Origin of the sequence: Leptospira yanagawae serovar Saopaulo str. Sao Paulo = ATCC 700523 (assembly GCF_000332475.2) — a bacterium.
Taxonomy (GTDB): Bacteria; Spirochaetota; Leptospiria; order Leptospirales; family Leptospiraceae; genus Leptospira_A; species Leptospira_A yanagawae.
In genome coordinates, this window is the sequence record NZ_AOGX02000015.1 from 381,846 (window position 1) to 399,560 (window position 17,715).

Genomic DNA, 17,715 nt, shown 5'->3' on the forward strand with positions numbered 1-17,715 from the left:
AAACATTGAAGTATTTCGTCATTGGGATCTTGTTTGGTTTTAGTTTTTGTGCTCGGCAGAAGCCAGCACTGACTGACCAAGATTTGTATGTAAACAATCTCATCACAAGTATTGTGAATGCAGGAAATCCCAATGCATTGGATAAAATTGTATTCTCTCGTTCGAATGGGGATGGGAGTTTTACAACTCGGTTCAATGCTACCAATTTAGATTTTTACATCTACTTTCATTTTGATACAAATAAACAAGTCCCTTTGTCTCAAAAGGATACACTTACTTGGGACATAGCATTTAATCGTTATAAGGCGGCGACAAATTCTGGTGACACCAATCGATTTGGATTGGGTGGCGCTTGTCTTGTGAATAGTTCTGATTTTGAATCAGTTAGTTCAAGACCATCATCTTCCCCTGGTTGTAGTCCTTTTGTCACCGATACTTCCGCCACAACACAAGGAATAGGTGGTGCAGGAGCTGTTTATGTCGGTAACACACTTGTTACTGAATGGTATGATTATACGATTGGTTTCTTAACTCCAACAGCAAATAAAATCTTTCTTATCAGGTCTGGCACAGGGTCAGCAATTTATGCTGTGAAAATCGAAAATTATTATAGTGATGCTGGTACCTCAGGTTACCCAACCATCCGTTGGAAAAAACTTCCCTAATGTTATCCCAATTATTTCGTTTTAATATCTATCTTTCTGTTTTCTTTTTGTTTTGGGTCAACCTCCATTCCCAAACAAAACCCACTGGCAAACAAACAAAGCCAAATGGAAAAACGGAGACTCCAACCCAAACACAACCGATCACACCTGTTGATCCAAATATGGAGCCAAACGAATCAAAAGAAACCAATCCATCAAAAGTCCAAGAAAGTTCTGAAACAGGAAAAACCGAAGAACCAAATGAGGATGATCGCTTCAAAGACTTGGATCATAAAAATGGAATTGTAGTCACTGGATCTCGTGGGGAACGCCGTCTCAAAGATTCTGCTGTTGCCACTGAAGTGATTTCACGCAAACGAATAGAACAAACGGGTGCGCGTAACTTAGGTGAGGTGCTTGATACACAACTTGGGATCAACGTTACACCATTTTTTGGTGGTTCCCAAGTTCAAATGTTGGGACTCGATTCTAAATATGTTTTATTTTTGGTTGATGGGCAAAGAGTTGCAGGAAGACTCAATAACACGATTGATTTAACACGTTTCAAAGTGCAAAACATTGAACGGATTGAAATTGTGAAAGGAAGTAGTTCTTCTTTATATGGAGCGGATGCCATCGGTGGTGTGATCAATATCATCACCAAACAAGCCGAAAAACCAGAACACTACCAATTTCGCACATCCTACGGGAACGGCCGACAAATGAACTTTGGCTCACAAGGCGAAAAAAATATGATCGCCGATGTTGGTTTCAAAAATGATTTTGTGGCCACTAATTTTTTTGGTGGGTTTAACCAATCGGCAGCATACGACTTGGACCCAAAAACACCAGCGACCACTGGGAACTCTTTCCAAGACAATAACCTTGGTGGGAATATGACGTTTAACCCAGATGGACAGTTCAAAGTCAAAACAGGTATCAATTATTTAAATCGAAACCAGGCAGGGATTGATTCAAGAGCGACCGGTGGTGTATTTGATCGTACCAATATGACAAACGACTTTTTGGCGTTAGGTGCCTTGGAATATACTTATGGAAAACGAAATATGGTTTCCCTTCGTGGAAATTTTTCACGTTGGGAAAACCATTACAAACTAGACCAACGAAATTCGAATGAACTTGATGTAAAAGAAATCACTATCGAATTTTCATCTCAAGGTGTAGCACAAATTGATCATGAAGTCCATAAGGACCATATGATCACGGCAGGTGTGGAATCTTTTTCTGAAGAATTACAAACGGACCGATTGGCAAGAAGAAATGCATACCGAACAAGAAGGGCTGCATTCATCCAAGATGAATGGGTGATTTGGCGCCAAGGCTTTGTTTGGCGGCTAGTGCCTGGGGTTAGGCATGATGTGGATTCCCAATTTGGGGGACAAACCACTCCTAAAATTGCAACAAAAATTGACATCACAAGTGATTTGGTTTTTAGAGCCAGTTATGGAAAAGGATTTCGTCCACCATCCTTTCGTGAATTGTATTTACGTTTTGAAAACCCAGGAGTTGGGTATACTGTAGAAGGAAATGACAAACTAAGGCCCGAAAAATCCACAACAGTTAATGCGGATCTTGAATACACACCTTTCAAATTTTGGACCTTATCTCTCAGTGTTTTTCGAAATGATATCACGGATCTCATCCAATACAGTTTTGGGACAAGAACGAGTGAATTTGCAACCTTCCAATTGAAAAACGTCCAACGAGCCTACACAAGGGGAGTGGAAGCAGGATCTCGTGTTCGTTTTTTAAAGTATTTTGCTTTAGAACTTGGATACAACCAAACAGACACTAGGGACCTAACAACGGATAGACCTCTCGAAGGACGTGCCCTCCACCAAGGTACAATGAATTTTTTTGTGAACGCTCCAGGTGGTTGGGAATTTGCACTTCGTGCCAAACGATTAGACAAACGTCCCTTTTATAGTACAACTAATGATTTTACTGCTGGTACGAGTACGGCACTCATCGACCAACAAACTCGCACTCCAGAAGAGAACAATAAAGTGGTATATGGGAAACCGTTCACCCTTCTCAATGTGCGTTTAGAGAAAAAATTTTTTGAAGGAAGGATGTCCTTATTTTTCGGAGTAGACAACCTTTTGGACCAATACGAGCTTACTTACAATCCTATTCGTCCAAGGTTTTACTATGGCGGACTCCAAGCCACATTCTAAATTAAGTGTTCAAAAACTGGTTTTAATTGGATATTTGATTTTCTCTTTCGATACAAACTCAGTTTATTCCGATGAATCAAAGTTATCTGCCAAACAATCCAAAACATTAAAAGAAACCTTTTTGTATTTGGAAACATTAGAACCTAAAAAAATCAAAATCGATAAAACAACTTACAACCGCCATACACAATTTGAATCACATTTCAAATTTCCTTTTTCGGGGAAAAAAATATCACGTTGGATCCAATCCCGAATCAAAAAGTACAATTATGGAGCTACCGGTGACTATGTGGCAATGTACCGAGAAGGTGAAGTGTTACTTGGTCGAGGTTTTTTTACTTTAAATCGTTTGGACCGAGTTTTGATTTTGTTACACGAAGCGAGGCATGCCGATGGAAAAATATATAGCCATGTAATTTGCCCTGATGATTTTCCTTACCTAAATACACGTGATTGGAAAATCCACCCTGCTGGAAAAAAAGGATGTGACTCTGTTCCTGATGGAGGTTACGGAATCACAGCTTCATTTCTTTTTGAATTGGGTGCTTATGGATATTTAAGTCAAACAGAAGCTGCGTATCGTTATAATTCTGAGATATCGAGAGTCATTCGAGATTAATTGTTACAAACTAAACTCAAATTTGTATCCGTTGCAATTTGTGTTTTCAATCGAGTGAGGATTTCTTTGGAACGAGTTTCTAAAGAAGAATTCGATTTTGCAAAAAGAAAGGAATGGTTTTCTTTCATTAACTTACCTAATTCTACTGCATGTTTTGGACAACCTAACAAAGACGCGACGGCTCGAATCCGTTCCCCTTTCCCAACTGAGGTTTCTAATTCTAAGGGTTCTTCGTTATATGCAATAAAAACTTCTTGGGCAATCTCCCTTTTGACGAGTCCATCAGTTGTGCAATTGGAAGTACCAGAAGTGATACCAAAGGTTTGCGAAGAAAAACTTCCGTTTGTAGTTGCCGCAAGGATTTGACCAATATCGTTTTTCCAAACAGGCACCATAGAACCTAAACCACATCCCGCCATTCCATAAGGTTCTGCCGAAACTGATCTTACACTTGTTAGAAAAATTAAACTAATGGTTGTTATGTGAAAAATGGATATAATGAATCGTTTGATTATTAACATAAAAAACTCCTGAATTAAAGAGAAAATAGGGAATCGGAACTTGGGTCTATGTGGGGGTGTTTGGAACCTTGTGCCAAAACTTCTCCCTTCATCGTGATCACAGCCCAAGTGGTTTCGTGTTTGGGTTGGTTTTCGAGAGAAGCAAGCATGGTGTTCGTAAAACTTTCCAATTTTTGGTGAAGGACGGAGTTCGGAAATGGATAGGACTTCTTTTCTTGTACTTCTGTCGATCTCATGTAACTTGTTTCCCTTATGGTTTAAGGATCGGCGGGAGGGCCGGAATGACTAAAGTTTAAAAAATCCAAATTCTGAGTCAAGGAAGAGACATAATTCTCGGAACGAAAAATGAAAGATCCAAGTTCTCCTTTTCCCGAAGGCCAACCTTGCCAAACTTGACGTAAAACCACCTGTTACGAGGACGACTTTGCTTACCCCTCAGATCAATTTATTCAAAAAATCCAACCCCATCCAAGCCCAAGTTTTAGCAAACACCCGTTTGACTCCAGAACTTGGTAAGGGAAAACGCCAAACAAAGGAAGGCGATGCGGCAGTCCACCGGATCACAATCGCCATAGACCATTCCGTTTATCCCTATATGATTGGGCAAAGTGCTGGGATCATCCCACCTGGAATTGACCCAGAAAAACAAGCAAAAGGACTGGTTGATGCCAGTTATACGGTTCGCCTTTATTCCATCGCTTCCCCTTCTTATAGTTTTGGCCAAACCAAGGACAATATCGAATTCGTCGTGAAGCGGGACAATGTGTATGATGAAAATGGAAATCTACTCCATAAAGGGGTTTGTTCCAACTACCTCTGTGACTTAAAACCCGGGGATGTTGTGACGATGACGGGACCTGCAGGAAAAAAATTCCTTTTGCCCCAAAATGATTTTTCTGGAGATATTTTCTTCTTTGCCACAGGAACCGGGATCAGTCCATTTTTTGGAATGGTAGAAGAATTACTAGTGCAGAAACTCATTCAGTTCCAAGGGAATCTTTGGCTTATCTACGGAGCTCCCTATTCCGATGAAATTGTCCTTCGAGATTATTTTGAAGAGAAAGCCAAGGAACACTCCAGGTTTCATTTTGTAACGGCGATTAGCCGTGAAGAAAAAAATAGTTTTGATGGGGGTAAGATGTACATCACCCACCGCGCAAAAGAAAATGCCGAAGCCATTAAAAATGCTGTGAATGGAAACGGTAAGTTTTATATTTGTGGCGGTCCGAAGGGAATGGAAAAAGGAGTGATTCAAGAAATCATGTCAGCTTGTGGCAATGATTTAACGTATGAATCCTTCAAAAAACACCTGGAAGAAAAAGAACAATTATTTGTAGAGACGTACTAACATGGCAAAAACTGGGATCATCCGAGACATTGATAAAGGCAGAGGGGAAGTCATCCGCGTTGAGATTTCCGAATACAAAGGACAAACGTTTTTTAACATCCGAGTGTGGTATACAGATCCAAATGGGGAATTAAAGCCCACCCAAAAAGGAATCGCGATTGCACCCACTCTAGTAAGTGACTTAAAAGAGGCCATTGAAGAAGCAGAACGTTGGTTAGCATAAAGATACAATTTGTATCTTAAATGATTTCGTCCCCTTCCTTTGCATACACAATCCTCTGTAACACTTCGTGTGCAGAGGACAAACTTTCTGCAACTCTGATGTGATTGTACAACCGAGTGATTTCAAAAATTTTTTTTACAGAGTGACGTATATTGGTCACCACAAGTTCTCCACCCCTCCTACGCAACCATCCAACAATCTGAATCACCATTCCAATCGCTGAAGAATCGATATGAGATGTATGAGAAAAATCAAAAATCATATACCGATACCCTTCCGCCATTTTTTGTTCCATCAATTGTTTGATCTCAGGGCATTTGTACAAATCAATATCTCCAATTGTATGGTATTCGAAAATTTGGTTGTGAACAACTACATCCTTTAGGTCAATTTTTTCTGGTCCTTTTGACAACATTTGTGAATTCATAAAAAGATGTTTGTGTAAATCTTCTGATTTTGTATCCATTTTTGATTCTAATGTTTGCAGACGGCTAAGTAACGAGCCGAGGGCATTTGGTGCAAAATGAACATTATTGCGAATATCCTGAATTAAGCCATATAACATCGCTTTGGCGTCTTCTTTTTGGCCTTTCTTCACAAATTCAGTGATCTCCTTGATTCCAACGGTAGCGTTTGCAATTAAAATTTCCACAAGGACATCTGGGTCTTGTTTTCCTCGGTTATTTCCCCGCGCAAAAGAGAAAGATTCTTTAACGGATTCTAAAACATTTTGTTTCAACAAATTATAATACGAAACATTAACTTCGCAAAATGGAGTATTGGTTTGGTGGACACGGTCATCTATTTCCAATCTTAACACCAGATTGCGAAGGTCATCAGCACGTAAGTCTCCTAATTGCAAATTTATTTTTTGACGAGAGATTGTTTTAGCATCTCCTAAAAATTCATCAAACTCTTCCAAAACTTGGTGCGAAGTTTCCGATAACACTTGTTTAAGGCGCACTCCAGGTGCCATTTGGAGTTCTACATCAATGGCCTGGGCATATAAGGCACCAATGTCTCCAAATTCTTCAAAAAAAATATCAGATGCATTTTCAGGATTATCAATGTAATAAAAATTCCCACCACCTGCTTTCGCGATCTCAACCAACATCTCTTCATTGAAATCATTCCCGACACCTATTGTAGTTGTTGATATACCCATCGCCAAATGGTCACTTGCTATGGTAACCAATGCATCCTTTTCTTTGATCCCTAATGTAGGATTGCCATCCGTCAATAGGATCACTCGTTTATAGGCATTGGGGATTTTGGATTGGCTAAGGCTTTTTAATGCTGACAACCATCCACCACTTAAATTGGTAGAAGTTGCCACTTGGATGTTACGGATTTTATCCGTAACAGAAACTTTTTCTGTTAGGTGGGTGACAGGTTGAATGAGTTGCACATCAGAAGAGTAAGCAATAATGGAAACGGCATCATGTCGAGTTAACCAATTGACCAGTGCAGAAGAAGCATCGATTACAGCTTCCATCTTTTCCCCTTTCATCGACCAACTTTTGTCGATGGTAAGTCCAATCACGAGGGGTTTGCGTTCTTCAACCTTGGGATTGGCTGGAGTTCGAAATCGTAATAAGAGATGATTTTCTTGGATTTCCTTCTCTTGGATGATCGGGTATTCCAGTTTTGCTTCTAAAAACATGACCCTAAAAGCAAATTCCGAATTAATGTTTTCGCAAGAACAATTTCAATTAAACTGACAGGAAGGGAAAAAGCCATGTTCGGAAAAATTCATGAAATCTATTCTTCTATTTCGGGTGAAGGTATTTCACAAGGGATCCCTACTGTATTTGTTCGGTTTGCTGGATGTTCCTTACGTTGTGGAAAAACAGAAACAAAATCCCTTTGGTGTGATACTCCTTATGCTCTCGGACCAAACCAAGGGGAAACAAAAACAGTTTCCGCCATCTTGGATGAAATAAAAGCCTTAGACCAAGGTCATGGATTCCAAATTTTATTAACGGGGGGAGAACCACTTGAGGGAGAAAACCGAACCCTTTCCATTGCCATTGCCGAGTCCCTCTATTCCTTTCGCACAGAACACAATAAACCGTACCCCGCATCTCGCGTGGAAACCAATGGTAGCGAAAAAATCACATTGGATCCGTTTTTTATTTTTACCATGGATTACAAACTGCCAGGTTCTGGGATGGAAAATCGAATGGATCTAGAAAATTTCCAGATCTTAGAAAAGAGACATAATTCACTTGACGAAATTAAGTTCGTTGTGCGAGATAGAATCGACTTTGAAAGAAGTATCGAAGTCATTCGCGAACAAAAAATACAGACAAATATATTGTATTCGCCAGTCCACGGTGAAGTGGATGCCAAAGAACTAGTTGAATGGATCAAAATAGACAACCCACCTAAGAGTCGTTTGTCGCTTCAAATTCATAAAGTGCTTTGGGGAAATCAGAAAGGAGTTTGATGGATATCCCTACTCAGTTAAGTTTAGATTTTGAAACTACGGTTGAACCAAAACTAGCAATAGAGTATGGGTTTCTAATCGACGAACCCGAGTTAGGTCTTGCAAAAATCACAAAAGAAACGGCTACTTCCGTTGAATTATTTTTTGAATCCAAAGAAATTTTTAGAACAGTAAATAAATCCAATCGAAATTTACATTTTTTAAACCAATACCCTGAATCGCTAAAAGTTTGGGAAGAATTCCCAAAAGCAATGGAACTTGCTCTCACTGCAAGCCAACTCAAACTCACATATAATTTTAATAAACTCTCCTCCCTTTCCAATTCTAGAACACGTTTATTACCTCACCAAATAGAATCCACATTCATTGTGGCCAACAGTTTAAAACCACGATTTATTTTGGCTGATGAAGTTGGTCTCGGAAAAACAATCGAGGCGGGTCTTGCTGTAAAAGAATTGATGTTTCGTCGTGGACTCAAACGAGTTTTGGTGGTTGCACCTTCACCCTTACTTGTGCAATGGCAACAAGAGATGAAAAACAAATTCAATGAGGAATTTGCAATCGTTCGACGTCGCAATTTTGTGACCAATGGTCCCGATCATTGGAGGAATTTTAATAAAATCATTACTTCTATCGATTTCATTAAAAATCCAAGGTATGCAGAAGAAATATTAGGTACAAAATGGGACATCGTTGTTTTTGATGAAGCTCATAGGCTTCGTCGTGATTATTCGAAGATCACACGCGGTTACCTTTTTGCAGAAAAAATTGCCCGAAAAACAGAATGTTTACTCCTTCTCACTGCAACTCCATTCCGTGGCAAATTAGAAGAATTATTTTACCTCATGCACTTAGTGGATCCAAATATTTTAGGACCCTATCATACCTTTATCAATGACTATGTGGTAGGTCAAAAAGGGGACTTAAAAGAAAAGATTTCTAAGGTATTACTCCGCCGTCGTAAAGTTGAAGTAGGTGGATTTACCAAAAGATTTGCCAAAACCGTTCGGATTGATCTATCACCCATTGAACGAGCGTTTTATGATGAAACCACTGAATATGTAAAACGGGAATACAATATGGCATTGGGAACTAAAAACCGTGCCATTGGATTCGTTATGGTTGTATTCCAAAAACTTTTGGATTCATCGGTCATTGCCTTATTATCTGCATTACAAAAAAGAAAATTTATGTTGGAATCCAAATTCCATTACATGAAAGAACATGAAACCAATTTGGACGATTGGGATTTGGATGAAACAGAAGGTGTGGAAGACTTTATCACAGAACTGGAAGACGAAGAGATGTCGAGCTTCCAAAGAATCAAACGTGAATTATTCACACTCAATCGTTTGATTCATTTGGGTAAACAGATCAAAGAAGATAAAAAAACCCAAAAACTAAAAGAAACTCTTTATCGTTTGAAAAAAGAAGGTCATAAAAAATTTATCATCTTCACACAGTTTAGAACTACACAAGACCACTTACAATCTGTACTTGAACCCGACTTCAAAGTTTCTCCGTTCCATGGTTCGTTGAGTATGGATGAGAAAGAAGTTGCGATACAAAAATTCAAAGAAGACTATGAAATTTTAATCTGTACAGAAGCTGGTGGTGAAGGACGTAACCTTCAATTCGCCAATATTTTGTTTAACTATGATCTTCCATGGAGCCCCTTAAAAATTGAACAAAGGATTGGTAGGATCCATCGATTTGGACAAAAAGACAATGTTTACATCTTTAACTTTGCTTCAAAAGACACAGTTGCAGAACGAATTTTAGAAGTTCTTACAAATAAAATCCGTTTGTTTGAAGAATCTATTGGTGCCTCTGATGATTTACTTGGTACAATCGAAGAAGAATTGGACTTTAACTCAAGTTTGATGAAGTTTATCACAGGCACAAAAACAAAAGAAGAATTAGAAACAGAATTTGATTTACGCATCCAAGTGGCACAAAAGGGATTTGAAAAATTAAACGCACTTGTGACCCCAAAAGTTTTAGATTTTAATTTAAAAGACTATTATGATCACACCCTTGAAGAAAGAGAATGGAACAATAGCCATTTAGAAGAGGTGGTATCAGAAGGTAGTAAATTTTTTCAAAATCAATTGCCTGGTACACTAACGGCCATTAGCAAAGGTTCATATGAATACAAAAATATGGATGGAAAAGTCAAAAAAGCTACCTTTGATTCTGATTTGGCTCTAACCAATGATTCTTTAGAATTTATGGCATTTGGCCATCCATTTGTAGAAAAAGTAACAGAGTTATTAACACAAAGTAATGTTGGACGTAAGAAAAAATATTTATACTCTGAAGAATTAGGTCAAAAAATACTTTTTGTTTTCCAAGTGGAGTTTGATTTTTCCCTAAAACGAAAAGACTTATTTTTCATTGAATATGATGTAAAGAAAAAGAAGACAGTCTTACACACGGATAAACCCAAAGAATGGATGGATGGGAAAACCTATGTTCCTGAGAAAGAAATCCCACTCTCCAAACTCGAAGAAGCCTTTATCCAATGTTATCCATTAGTGGAAAAGGAGGCGGAAAACAAAAAAGAAATTTTAAGAAAAGAAACTCTCTCCATTTTCCAAAAGGAAGAATACAAAGTAGAACTTTCACACCAAAAAACGATTCGCCAATTGGAAGAAAAACTGATGAGACAAGAAGCTGCTTACAAATGGGACAATCGACCTGAAAAAAAAGCAGTCCTTCATAAAACAATGAAAGAAATCCAAAGAGCCAAGGATGAATATACCGTCGAGATGCGTAAAATTAAAAATGGAGCCAAAATCTTTCATAAAATCCAACTCTTTCAGACCTACATCAGCATTTAATTAAATTTCATTTACATAGAATTTCCAAATTCCAATATTTGGGAATGTCCTTAACCAAAATCGCCTTTTGGAAACAAATCCTCATCGCTTTAGTGTTAGGTTTGTGTTTCGGTATCTCACTTAACCCTGAATTCGGTTTGGTAACCTCCGAATCCATACAGCCTTATTTAGTTTGGTTTAAATTACCTGGGGATATATTTTTAAACCTTTTACAAATGATTATGATCCCACTTGTGATTGTATCGATTGCACTAGGTGTATCAAGTTTAAAGAATTTAAGAGATCTTTGGAGTTTGGGCAGTAAAACGTTACTTTATTTTATTTTTACAACCATTGTTTCTGTAAGCATTGGAATTCTATTAACAACAACCACGAAACCTGGATTACAAATCCAAACAAAAATCCAAAATCAAACTTCTGCCAGTACCACTACATCATCTATAACAATAGAAAAAAAAGAGAAAGAAGATTCAATCCCAGAAATCATCGCCAACATCATTCCCAAAAATATTGTAAACGTTTGGTCCAAACAACAAATGTTATCCATAGTCTTTTTAGGAATGATCCTTGGAGTCTTTTTTTTGACCTCGAGAGAATCCGGAACTGCACTCAAAGCCTTTTGTCATTCCTTAGAAAGTTTTTGTTTATGGGTCGTTGCTTTGGCCATGAAACTAGCTCCACTTGCCGTACTTGGCCTTATGACTTACGCAATGGTACAAATAGGTTTTTCATTGGTTTTTGGGCTTATAAGTTATATCCTTACAGTGTTAGGTGGCTTATTACTAATCCTTTTATTTTATAGTTTGATGATTGTCTCTTTTACCAAAGAAAATCCGATTCGGTTTCTCATCCAAATTAGAGAGATACCAATTCTTGGATTTTCCACCTCAAGTTCGAGTTCTGTTTTGCCTTATTCCTTAAAGGTTGCGAAAGAAAAATTGAAACTAAAAGAAACAGTTTCCGATTTTGTTTTGCCATTGGGAGCTACGATCAATATGGATGGAACGGCTCTCTACCAAGCAGTGGCTACCGTATTTTTAAGCCAAGTTTACCAAATTGAACTTAGTACATTAGATTTATTTTTGTTAGTTGGAACGGTCACAGCAGCTTCTATTGGAACAGCTGCAACACCTGGTGTTGGACTCGTCATTCTATCTTCAATTCTGTATACCTTTCACATTCCCATTGAAGGAATCACCATCCTTTTTGGTGTTGACCGGTTTTTGGATATGTGTAGAACTTCAGTAAATCTGACCGGCGATCTCTCGTGCGCTTATATCATGAACCATATCTGGAAGGAAGAAAACAAATAATGAAAACGTTCAAAATATTTCTGACAATTGGAATCTGTTTCGTACTCATCCACTGTGATACCAAAAAAGATCCCCTCACCGACTTTGAAGCAAATCTACTGTGTACTTCCTTTGGCGTATGTAATGGGGAAACCCCGGCAAGAACTGGGATCATCGGTGATAGTTGGACTGATCTTTTATTTGGATACCCGTTTGTGGAAACACTCAGGCCTCAGTTAGAAAACCGATTCCAATACAAATTTGCAGGTGCCACTTTAGGTGGAAAAACCCTCCAACAAGTGGTAAGCCAAGGCCTACAGTTCCAAGTCATCGATCAAGGTGGGGCTGATATGAAAGTAGTGATCCTTTCCTTAGGTGGTAATGACATCCAAGCCAATTTGGCCGAATACATCGGAAACGTAGAAACTGTTCAAGCCCAAAGATTTGGTACCATCAAAGCAAATTTAAAACAACTCATCATCACCGGAAATGCATATAAAATTTCTAAATATGGAGGAGCTCCGTTAAAATGGATCATCCATGGATATGATTATCCAAATCCTCTTATGACACCTGTTATCGCTAGTTCTGATGAAGGATGTAAATCAAAATTTGATCGAGTTGGTCTTGTTTTACCTGATGCTGCTGCCTTTACTTCTACGCAACTTGATGCATTCAATAATTTGTTAGTTGATATTACGAGAGAAGAGCCAAATTTAATTTATGTTGACCTACGTAATACTTTAGGTGGAAAACCTAGTTCCCGTCCTGAGTTTATGTTGGATTGTATCCATGCAAATAACTTAGGTTATACTCTTCTTACTGACAAATTTGCAAGAGCCATTTACCCAATCACAAATGTAGGTTTTTAATCATGAAACAGACTTATTTATTCATCACGATTTTTTTCACATCCATATCGGCGGTCTTTGCACAACACAATCAAAACGGTTTTGCCCATCCATTGCAAATAGAGCCTGTAGCTGTTTATTCTAAGATTAGAGGTAATATAGGTTATTGGGATAAAAATTTTAATTCTGTTAAAGAGATTAACAAAATCTTAAGTGTAGAAGGTGAATACAAGTTCAGTGATTCATTTTCCGTGATCTCATCTCTTGGACGCACCGAATATTCCCAAACCGATTCTGCTAAAGAAGTCACTTGGGATAGATACAATGTTGGTCTCAAATATGGAAAAATATTCGAATCTGGAAGTTCCCAATTTCTAATTGGTGGTGGTCTACGAGTTTATGATAAAAAAAGAAATTCTTTATTTCGTGAATATGAGAATCCGGAGTATTACTTAATTCGTCCTAATTTTGGTTTGGGGTATAAATCCGGTATCTTTCAAATCATGACGGAATTCCGTTTCCAAACAGAAACAAACCGCCATGGTCGAGAATCAAAACTAGAAGAGTTCAAACGTTATTACCAAGTAGGAATTGCTCCGTCCTTTGCCATCGCAGAATCCGTTCGCATTTTTACTGAGCTCGAGTACAGAGAACCCATTGATAAAAGCGCAGATAAAAATCTAAGATACTTTAATTTTTATCCCGGTATCTCGATGAACACAGAAAGTTTTGGAACTTTTAGTTTTAGTTTATCCTTTGGAGTACTTCCAAAAGCGGACAATGCGATCGATCGAGGGATTCGATTTTCCTATTTTTACTTTTTTGATACCAAATAATTTGGGATGAAGTATCGTTTGCCTTTTGTTTTGTTTGGTTGGTTATTTTTTCTTGGTACTTGCGTCAGCATCCAAGTTGGGAATCCATCAATCACAATCTTGCAAAACAAAGGACAATCAGGGTGGTATACGCCGGGAAAAATTCCCGTTCCCGGTGATACGTTTGTGGAATCTTGTACTACAAACTATTTTGGACTTGTGAGTATCGGAGATGCCAGTTATGATTGGATTTCAAAAAATTCTCGATTAAAAGAAATTCATAGCGTAGATCATTTTTATAAGAACCAATATTTTTTTTTCCAAGAACTTTGTTTACGAGTCACTGGCAAATGAATCAAAACATCGAATCATTAAAAGAGTTTTCAAAAAAATTGAAGAGTGGTTTGATTTATGAAGAGATCGAATCGAAACTCAAGGAATTTCATTCTAAAAAAACAAACAAACCGAACAAATCTCTGGATGTACTGACAGATAAAATTCGAAAAAAAGAAGAGCAAATCGAAAAACTCTATGATGACATCATCCAATTACAAAACAAACTATCGAACCTCTTGGATAAAGAGCTCCAAAAATAATCCATATCATCAAATTCTTTCCGTGTTCCCTCGCTCCATTTCCATAAACAAATTCAATTTTAGACCGCCCTTTCCCTTATTCTTTATGATGCAAAAACTCCTTCTCGCAACATTCCATACTTGGTTGTTTCGAATTCTATGTTTGACCACCCTCACTGTAACCTTTCAAAATTGTGCAAGTTCCGGTTTTGGTACCCAAGGCCTTTTGTATGAAAAACAGAGAATCTCACTGATGGAGACTGGTAGTTTTGCCACGAAGGAAGGATTTTCCTGTGCGAAATCATATCTTGGGCTCATTTCTTTCGGCGATGCTTCCGTCGAAGAGGCGCAAAAACAAGGAAACTTAAAGGAAATTACGTCCATTGAATTAGAAACCTACAATTTCCTCGGGATTTACGCAAAACTATGTACGGTAACAAAAGGAAATTAGTCGAAACTAAGTATAGAGCCAATGGTCATGTGGAAAAAAATCAAAATCCTATTTGTTTTTGTTTTTCTAACATTCCATTGTGTTCCTAAACCTTCTCCGTCCTTACTCGGCATTTTCGTATTGCCATTAGTCACACAAACTTCGGAAACCTTCACAATTGAATCCACATCTCCGACAAATGGAGCAACTGGAGTGAGTGTAACACCGACCATCACCATCGTGATGACACAAGCGATTGAAACGACTTCGCTCAATACCAATATCACTTGTTCCCCGTCATGTCCAAGCCTAACGGGAGGTTCATCCAATAGAACCATCACCCTCACTCCAACAAGTGCTCTTACTTCAGGGGTGACCTATACGATCACACTCAACCAAAACATCCAATCCATCTTCGGTCTCACACTGGGGACCAATACCAGTTTTAGTTTCACCACACTCTAAAACAAAAAAGCCGACGTTTCCGCCGGCTTCTCTATCTGCAATCTTTACAAACTATATGGACCTTGTCCTGTGCAAAGATATGAGTTGGTGTTATCCATCGGGATCACACCAACTCTATAGTATCGTTTCCTTTCTTATTTAAAGAAATTTAAAACAATCCCACCTTTTGTCACAAAAAACTCAGCAAACACGAGTGATGTGATCGCCATCAGTTTGATCAGAATATTGATCGCAGGACCAGATGTATCTTTGAACGGATCCCCTACTGTATCACCAACCACTGCTGCTTTGTGTTTTTCAGAACCTTTTCCACCAGCAGTTTTTTCGATGTATTTTTTCGCGTTGTCCCATGCTCCACCAGAGTTCGCAGAAGAAATCGCAAGAACCACACCAGAAACAAGAGCTCCAGCAAGAAGGCCTGCAAGGGACTTCACACCAAACAAATATCCAACGACAATTGGGCTGAGAAGAACAAGTAAACCTGGAGGGATCATTTCCCGAAGCGCTGCAGAAGTGGAGATATCCACACATTTTGCATATTCAGGTTTCGCTTTTCCTTCCATAAGACCAGGGATCTCTTTGAATTGGCGACGCACTTCTTTTACCATGTCAAGAGCTGCTTTTCCAACAGACTTCATTGTCATCGCAGAGAAAATAAAAGGTAACATGGCTCCAAAAAGAAGACCACCAAATACCAATGGATCAAGGAGCTCGATGGATGTTAAATCGATCGCACCTTCTCCCATTTCTTTGGAAGCATTTTGTGTTCTTGTGATAAAGGCCGCAAAAAGAGCTAAGGAAGTAAGGGCTGCAGATCCAATCGCAAATCCTTTTCCAACAGCTGCAGTTGTGTTTCCCGCTGCATCCAAGTTGTCAGTGCGGTCGCGAACTTCTTTTCCGAGTTCGGCCATCTCAGCAATCCCACCTGCATTATCAGACACAGGACCGTAAGCATCAATGGTCAGACCAATCGCGATGGTAGAAATCATACCAATGGCTGCAATGGCAATTCCATACATACCAGCAAGGATATTGGAAACCACAATGACAATCACAAGTAAAATCACTGGAATGACAGTAGACTTATAACCAAGTGCTAATCCGTAAATGATGTTGGTAGCAGCACCTGTATCACAAGCATCTGCTACTTCACGAACTGGTTTGTAAGAGTGAGATGTATATATCTCAGTGATCCAACCAATGAACATACCAGCAAACAAACCTAATGCGACTGAAGTGTAAACATCCCATTTAGTAATGGTTTTGTCGCCGATTTGGAAACTATCGATCATAAAGAGGTCAGTTGCAAAATACAAGGCACCTGCAACGATGAATGTAGAAATCCAAAGTTGGAGTTTGAGAGCCTTTTCAACATTTCCACCTTCTTTCACGCGTGCAAAAAAAGTTGTGATAAGAGAAGCAGGGATTCCTATCGCAGAAATCAAAAGTGGGTATAAAAGAGCAGAATTATTGTCAGCGAGGGCTGATGCGGTAGCACCAATCACTAGGGCCGCACAAGTTGCTTCTGCAGCAGAACCAAAAAGGTCAGCACCCATACCAGCGATATCACCTACGTTGTCTCCCACGTTATCAGCAATGGTTGCTGGGTTACGTGGGTCATCTTCTGGGATTCCTTTTTCTACTTTTCCGACAAGGTCAGCACCAACGTCAGCGGCTTTCGTATAAATACCACCACCCACACGACCAAAGAGGGCAACAGATGAACCACCAAGACCAAAACCGGCAAGGGATTCCATCAGGATGTGTTTTGCGACCGAAGGATTGGCTCCTGTGAATAAAAGGAAAAGTCCAATCATCCCAATGACAGCAAGACCGATGAGACCGAATCCCATAACCGCTCCGGAGTCATAGGCCACTCGGAACGCTTTAGAAAGGGAAGTTTTTGCCGCTTGTGCCGTTCTTACGTTTCCGGCAGTTGCGATTTTCATTCCGATAAAACCAGAAAGGCAGGAAATAAGGGCTCCCGAAACAAAAGCGATCGAAGTGTAGATCCCTTCATTAAATTCGGTGTTTGGGTTATCTAATAAAAGGTAAATGAGAACCGTCATGAAGCTGATAAAAAGCAGAATGACTCGGTATTCTCTGAGAAGGAAGGCCATAGCCCCTTCTGCGATCGCGGCTGAGATTTCTTTTAATTTGGCGGTTTCTTTTTCGTTGCCACCCTCTGCGCCCACTTGGATTCGAACGACCCTAGCGGCGTAGAAAATCGCCGTGGCTATGGAGACAAGCGCCATGACGATGATGATTAACTCTACATTCATGAGATCCTCTTTTGAGATTGTTTATTTGTATTTCTAAGATATTTTAGAAGATGACCGATGAGAATCCATAGATGATACTTCGGTCTAGGAGAATATGGCAATTTAGTGTTCTGGTAACAAGTCTATTTCTGTCCTTGTACCCAATTTTAGCAGAACCAGA

Annotated in this window: 18 protein-coding genes; 14 read left to right on the top strand and 4 right to left on the bottom strand. The window is 39.0% G+C overall.

Going from position 1 to position 17,715, the window contains the following annotated elements:
* Window positions 1-5 precede the first annotated feature (5 nt).
* Genes LEP1GSC202_RS05430 through LEP1GSC202_RS05440 form a run of 3 tightly spaced genes read left to right on the top strand, consistent with a single transcriptional unit; the run spans window position 6 to window position 3,461 of the window.
* Window positions 6-665, top strand: coding sequence for an HmuY family protein (locus tag LEP1GSC202_RS05430; RefSeq protein ID WP_015676926.1), 660 nt, complete (start codon window positions 6-8; stop codon window positions 663-665).
* Window positions 665-2,842 (top strand): TonB-dependent receptor plug domain-containing protein, encoded by a 2,178-nt coding sequence (locus LEP1GSC202_RS05435; RefSeq protein ID WP_015677029.1) that lies wholly within the window; start codon window positions 665-667, stop codon window positions 2,840-2,842. Before LEP1GSC202_RS05430 ends, LEP1GSC202_RS05435 begins: the two co-directional genes overlap by 1 nt.
* On the top strand, window positions 2,817-3,461 hold the full coding sequence (locus tag LEP1GSC202_RS05440) for a hypothetical protein (RefSeq protein WP_015676660.1): 645 nt from the start codon (window positions 2,817-2,819) through the stop codon (window positions 3,459-3,461). Before LEP1GSC202_RS05435 ends, LEP1GSC202_RS05440 begins: the two co-directional genes overlap by 26 nt.
* Here the strand turns inward: LEP1GSC202_RS05440 and LEP1GSC202_RS05445 are convergent.
* Together LEP1GSC202_RS05445 and LEP1GSC202_RS05450 are read right to left on the bottom strand one after the other, a co-directional pair.
* A complete protein-coding gene (locus LEP1GSC202_RS05445) occupies window positions 3,458-3,982 on the bottom strand; it encodes a DUF3015 domain-containing protein (protein ID WP_015676467.1) in 525 nt (174 codons plus the stop codon). The genes LEP1GSC202_RS05440 and LEP1GSC202_RS05445 overlap by 4 nt on opposite strands.
* A 14-nt stretch (window positions 3,983-3,996) precedes the next feature.
* A complete protein-coding gene (locus LEP1GSC202_RS05450) occupies window positions 3,997-4,218 on the bottom strand; it encodes a hypothetical protein (protein ID WP_015677108.1) in 222 nt (73 codons plus the stop codon).
* 188 nt (window positions 4,219-4,406) lie between these two features.
* Here LEP1GSC202_RS05450 and LEP1GSC202_RS05455 point away from each other — a divergent pair, with 188 nt between their 5' ends.
* Window positions 4,407-5,330, top strand: a complete 924-nt coding sequence (locus LEP1GSC202_RS05455) for an FAD-binding oxidoreductase (RefSeq protein ID WP_015677197.1) — start codon at window positions 4,407-4,409, stop codon at window positions 5,328-5,330.
* Window position 5,331: 1 nt separating this feature from the next.
* Window positions 5,332-5,553: a transcriptional coactivator p15/PC4 family protein gene (locus LEP1GSC202_RS05460; RefSeq protein WP_015677575.1), complete on the top strand. Its 222-nt coding sequence runs from the start codon at window positions 5,332-5,334 to the stop codon at window positions 5,551-5,553.
* Between the two features lie 16 nt (window positions 5,554-5,569).
* On the opposite strand, the gene LEP1GSC202_RS05465 is transcribed toward LEP1GSC202_RS05460, so the two are convergent.
* Complete coding sequence (locus tag LEP1GSC202_RS05465) at window positions 5,570-7,216, bottom strand: anti-sigma factor antagonist (protein ID WP_015677148.1); 1,647 nt, start codon at window positions 7,214-7,216, stop codon at window positions 5,570-5,572.
* Between the two features lie 75 nt (window positions 7,217-7,291).
* Between LEP1GSC202_RS05465 and LEP1GSC202_RS05470 the strand changes: the two genes are divergently transcribed.
* The 9 genes from LEP1GSC202_RS05470 (at window position 7,292) to LEP1GSC202_RS05510 (ending at window position 15,273) form a co-directional block, all read left to right on the top strand.
* Complete coding sequence (locus LEP1GSC202_RS05470; protein ID WP_015676672.1) at window positions 7,292-8,002, top strand: 7-carboxy-7-deazaguanine synthase QueE; 711 nt, start codon at window positions 7,292-7,294, stop codon at window positions 8,000-8,002.
* Entirely contained in the window at window positions 8,002-10,845 is a 2,844-nt protein-coding gene (locus tag LEP1GSC202_RS05475; RefSeq protein WP_015677447.1) for a DEAD/DEAH box helicase, read from the top strand. The genes LEP1GSC202_RS05470 and LEP1GSC202_RS05475 overlap by 1 nt, the downstream gene beginning before the upstream one ends.
* A 44-nt stretch (window positions 10,846-10,889) precedes the next feature.
* Window positions 10,890-12,158 carry a dicarboxylate/amino acid:cation symporter gene (locus tag LEP1GSC202_RS05480; RefSeq protein ID WP_015677175.1) on the top strand — a complete coding sequence of 423 codons (1,269 nt, stop codon included), beginning with the start codon at window positions 10,890-10,892 and terminating at the stop codon, window positions 12,156-12,158.
* Window positions 12,158-13,009 carry an SGNH/GDSL hydrolase family protein gene (locus LEP1GSC202_RS05485; RefSeq protein ID WP_015676659.1) on the top strand — a complete coding sequence of 284 codons (852 nt, stop codon included), beginning with the start codon at window positions 12,158-12,160 and terminating at the stop codon, window positions 13,007-13,009. The genes LEP1GSC202_RS05480 and LEP1GSC202_RS05485 overlap by 1 nt, the downstream gene beginning before the upstream one ends.
* Before the next feature lie 2 nt (window positions 13,010-13,011).
* A complete protein-coding gene (locus LEP1GSC202_RS05490; RefSeq protein WP_015677084.1) occupies window positions 13,012-13,824 on the top strand; it encodes a hypothetical protein in 813 nt (270 codons plus the stop codon).
* A gap of 6 nt (window positions 13,825-13,830) precedes the next feature.
* Complete coding sequence (locus LEP1GSC202_RS05495) at window positions 13,831-14,157, top strand: TRL-like family protein (protein ID WP_015676419.1); 327 nt, start codon at window positions 13,831-13,833, stop codon at window positions 14,155-14,157.
* Window positions 14,154-14,399, top strand: a complete 246-nt coding sequence (locus LEP1GSC202_RS05500) for a hypothetical protein (protein WP_015677476.1) — start codon at window positions 14,154-14,156, stop codon at window positions 14,397-14,399. The genes LEP1GSC202_RS05495 and LEP1GSC202_RS05500 overlap by 4 nt, the downstream gene beginning before the upstream one ends.
* Window positions 14,400-14,484: 85 nt before the next feature.
* Window positions 14,485-14,829: a TRL-like family protein gene (locus LEP1GSC202_RS19605; RefSeq protein ID WP_244147639.1), complete on the top strand. Its 345-nt coding sequence runs from the start codon at window positions 14,485-14,487 to the stop codon at window positions 14,827-14,829.
* Between the two features lie 21 nt (window positions 14,830-14,850).
* On the top strand, window positions 14,851-15,273 hold the full coding sequence (locus tag LEP1GSC202_RS05510; RefSeq protein ID WP_039928227.1) for an Ig-like domain-containing domain: 423 nt from the start codon (window positions 14,851-14,853) through the stop codon (window positions 15,271-15,273).
* 134 nt (window positions 15,274-15,407) lie between these two features.
* Here the strand turns inward: LEP1GSC202_RS05510 and LEP1GSC202_RS05515 are convergent, their stop codons facing one another.
* On the bottom strand, window positions 15,408-17,555 hold the full coding sequence (locus LEP1GSC202_RS05515; RefSeq protein ID WP_015677209.1) for a sodium-translocating pyrophosphatase: 2,148 nt from the start codon (window positions 17,553-17,555) through the stop codon (window positions 15,408-15,410).
* Window positions 17,556-17,715: the final 160 nt, after the last annotated feature.

Coding starts and splice junctions, on each gene's coding strand:
- LEP1GSC202_RS05440 (WP_015676660.1), top strand. CDS start 2,817: ATGGCGGACTCCAAGCCACATTCTAAATTAAGTGTTCAAAAACTGGTT.
- LEP1GSC202_RS05450 (WP_015677108.1), bottom strand. CDS start 4,218: ATGAGATCGACAGAAGTACAAGAAAAGAAGTCCTATCCATTTCCGAAC.
- LEP1GSC202_RS05445 (WP_015676467.1), bottom strand. CDS start 3,982: ATGTTAATAATCAAACGATTCATTATATCCATTTTTCACATAACAACC.
- LEP1GSC202_RS05515 (WP_015677209.1), bottom strand. CDS start 17,555: ATGAATGTAGAGTTAATCATCATCGTCATGGCGCTTGTCTCCATAGCC.
- LEP1GSC202_RS05460 (WP_015677575.1), top strand. CDS start 5,332: ATGGCAAAAACTGGGATCATCCGAGACATTGATAAAGGCAGAGGGGAA.
- LEP1GSC202_RS05465 (WP_015677148.1), bottom strand. CDS start 7,216: ATGTTTTTAGAAGCAAAACTGGAATACCCGATCATCCAAGAGAAGGAA.
- LEP1GSC202_RS05480 (WP_015677175.1), top strand. CDS start 10,890: ATGTCCTTAACCAAAATCGCCTTTTGGAAACAAATCCTCATCGCTTTA.
- LEP1GSC202_RS05470 (WP_015676672.1), top strand. CDS start 7,292: ATGTTCGGAAAAATTCATGAAATCTATTCTTCTATTTCGGGTGAAGGT.
- LEP1GSC202_RS05500 (WP_015677476.1), top strand. CDS start 14,154: ATGAATCAAAACATCGAATCATTAAAAGAGTTTTCAAAAAAATTGAAG.
- LEP1GSC202_RS05475 (WP_015677447.1), top strand. CDS start 8,002: ATGGATATCCCTACTCAGTTAAGTTTAGATTTTGAAACTACGGTTGAA.
- LEP1GSC202_RS05435 (WP_015677029.1), top strand. CDS start 665: ATGTTATCCCAATTATTTCGTTTTAATATCTATCTTTCTGTTTTCTTT.
- LEP1GSC202_RS05490 (WP_015677084.1), top strand. CDS start 13,012: ATGAAACAGACTTATTTATTCATCACGATTTTTTTCACATCCATATCG.
- LEP1GSC202_RS19605 (WP_244147639.1), top strand. CDS start 14,485: ATGATGCAAAAACTCCTTCTCGCAACATTCCATACTTGGTTGTTTCGA.
- LEP1GSC202_RS05485 (WP_015676659.1), top strand. CDS start 12,158: ATGAAAACGTTCAAAATATTTCTGACAATTGGAATCTGTTTCGTACTC.
- LEP1GSC202_RS05495 (WP_015676419.1), top strand. CDS start 13,831: ATGAAGTATCGTTTGCCTTTTGTTTTGTTTGGTTGGTTATTTTTTCTT.
- LEP1GSC202_RS05510 (WP_039928227.1), top strand. CDS start 14,851: ATGGTCATGTGGAAAAAAATCAAAATCCTATTTGTTTTTGTTTTTCTA.